The 2,348-nt window shown below is 45.3% G+C and carries 3 protein-coding genes; 1 reads left to right on the top strand and 2 read right to left on the bottom strand.

Annotation, left to right across the window (positions count from 1 at the left end):
* Together FUA23_RS22045 and FUA23_RS22040 are read right to left on the bottom strand one after the other, a co-directional pair.
* Window positions 1–337: hypothetical protein (locus FUA23_RS22045; protein ID WP_147932938.1), on the bottom strand; the 337-nt coding region annotated here is incomplete at its 3' end.
* A gap of 263 nt (window positions 338–600) precedes the next feature.
* Entirely contained in the window at window positions 601–1,752 is a 1,152-nt protein-coding gene (locus FUA23_RS22040; protein WP_187271188.1) for a 6-bladed beta-propeller, read from the bottom strand.
* A 158-nt stretch (window positions 1,753–1,910) separates the two neighbouring features.
* Here FUA23_RS22040 and FUA23_RS22985 point away from each other — a divergent pair, with 158 nt between their 5' ends.
* Window positions 1,911–2,039, top strand: coding sequence for a hypothetical protein (locus FUA23_RS22985; RefSeq protein ID WP_262713724.1), 129 nt, complete (start codon window positions 1,911–1,913; stop codon window positions 2,037–2,039).
* Window positions 2,040–2,348: the final 309 nt, after the last annotated feature.

Here is a 2,348-nt window from a genome sequence, read left to right as displayed (position 1 = left end):
CCCGCCGGGCGCGCAGCTTGCCCGTGGCGCGGCGGCGCAGGGGAAGGCGACCGCGAGTGGCGGTATGGAGGGTGACGAGGGGGATTTCGGCGGCGGAGGGCTCCGGCTTAGCCGAAGCCTTCACCGTAGTGACTTCGGCATCCGCTGCCGCTGCTTTTTCGCCACAGCCGGGGCACAACAACACTAAGGGCGAAAAGAGAACTCCCAAAACCGTCGGTAAGCCAACGCCGGAGGCGCGGAATACGTCAAAAAATACCGCGGCTAGGCGATACGGAAAGGATGCGGTGCGTTGCCCCCCGGATGCAAGCCGGGAGCAAGTGCGATGGTGGTTGGTCATATGGATCTGGTGTACGCTGTCGGTAGCAATGGGGTTTGGTCAGCGGGCAACGGCCCGGAATATGGTTCTAAAGCGGTTTCAAAATGTGTTGTGTATAAAAAAACAGCGTACGCCGCAGAGCAGAGGTTGCGAGATACAGGGGTAATATAAGGGGATTCAGGGTTTTGTACAAAAAGCGATCAGCATTCAGGCGCGTTGGGCCTGAATGCTGATCGTTGGAGGTTAGGGATGGGACGTGTTGGTCTTCAGTGAAAAGAAATTATCTATTTCACCTTAAGCACGTAAATATACAGGCCTTCCGTATCCCTTATATTTTTCGACATGGCCTCGAATTTCTCCTCCATCTCGTCGCTATTGAGCATCTTGTCTTTTGCTACTTCTAAAATCGCATCTCTATCGTCTTCCTTAGCAACTGAAAAAAAGTATCCGTTTGAAAAAGAGATTGGGACGGGTATGATAGTCTCGTTAAACTTTAAAAACTGTGTATTCAGGTCGTTTCGGCTATGGTCATTCTTTACACTTGCGTACATAAATCGTTTTCCACCTGAAGTGTAAGTTGCGTAGTTTCCGAACCGTGTAGGCACAACGATATTGGTATACGGCACTTGTTCACTAAAAATTTTCCTAGCTATACTCCCCGTTTTGATCTCATCCAGAATTGATTGTGCTCTATTGTTGCTTGAGAATTTTGTTATCAAGTAGGGAGAAACATCATCATACCTGACCGTGAACGTCGTATCCCCGAAGTTAGGTTTAAAGTAAATATTGTCTCCAACGGAAATAAAATTAGAATTACCATTCCACGGAACCAGGCCTTGTTGAAGTGGCAGCCTTGGATTTAGCGCTTCTAGGCTACCATCTGTATTTTCAATATAAAGGTTGAATTCTTGGCTCGAATTTTGCAAGTGAGTATTTGGCAAGAATGATGCATCATAAATCACCCTAGACTTTTTCAACATCTTAAAATCCATGAAATTAACCTCACATAGTTCTTTACGGATAAATCCGCCATTTAGATCGTAGGCAAAAATCGTGCGCTCAATCCCATCATAAACTAAGAACTCATTTTTGTACTGGTCAAAATTTATTAGATCAGCAGACCTAAACACGTCTACAGGACTAGAACTTCCTTTTATCAACCAGATTACGTCTCCATTTTCATCGAATGATAACAAGCTATTAAGGTAAGTACTGTGAGCATATAACCGGTTATCGATATAGTTGAAGCCGTTTAATGAGGCCGCTTGATCAACAGCAACACTCTCTGGGACTTTCATGACTTTAACCATTTCCATAAATTCAGTAGCATCTTGAATAAACACACTAGAAGGCTGGTCAATTAAAACTACATCAAGACTAGGTGCATCAACTACTTTCTCCTCGTCACTACAAGAAGTGACGATCAACATCATCATACAAATTATTATGGCGGAAAAACACTTAACAGCACGAAAATCACAAGGCATATGTCGTATTGATTTAGATAAAAACGAGTATCGAGCGGCTATTTCACTCGACACTCGCCTTTCAGGTTAATAGAACGTAAATTGGCAATTAGCGCTTAAATACCGCCATGCCCTCCAAGCCCCCCACAGAAAACTCTAACGATTCCGTCTCCGCAACCACCATCGTTACAGGACTGTGTTCCCCCACTCCCGCCCATGTCACGGCAAATCTGACGAATACTGCCTGGTTCTCCTAGCTGGCACAACGCCTCTAGCATTACAAAGTTACACCCACTGGGTGCCCCAGGAGAACTAGCTGCCACTGTAACCTGCGAAGGAAAAACAGACAATATAACCGCCAAAATACCAGCAAAAAGAAAAAAGAAAATACGTTTCATAATCAAAACATTCGGCCATCCTTCACCCATTCCGGCACCGGGCATCATTTAAAAGGCTTGATGGAGCCTGTTGTCAGTCCCAAATTAAGTGGAGGTTTCCATGAGTATCCCCAAGTATCCCCAAGTATCCCAAAAATTCGACGGTTTTTAGCTTCCGGCCAATTCTGA

The sequence above is a fragment of the Neolewinella aurantiaca genome (assembly GCF_008014675.1).
Taxonomy (GTDB): Bacteria; Bacteroidota; Bacteroidia; order Chitinophagales; family Saprospiraceae; genus Neolewinella; species Neolewinella aurantiaca.
Note: the sequence above shows the minus strand (reverse complement) of the source record. Positions and strands in the feature narration are given on the sequence as shown.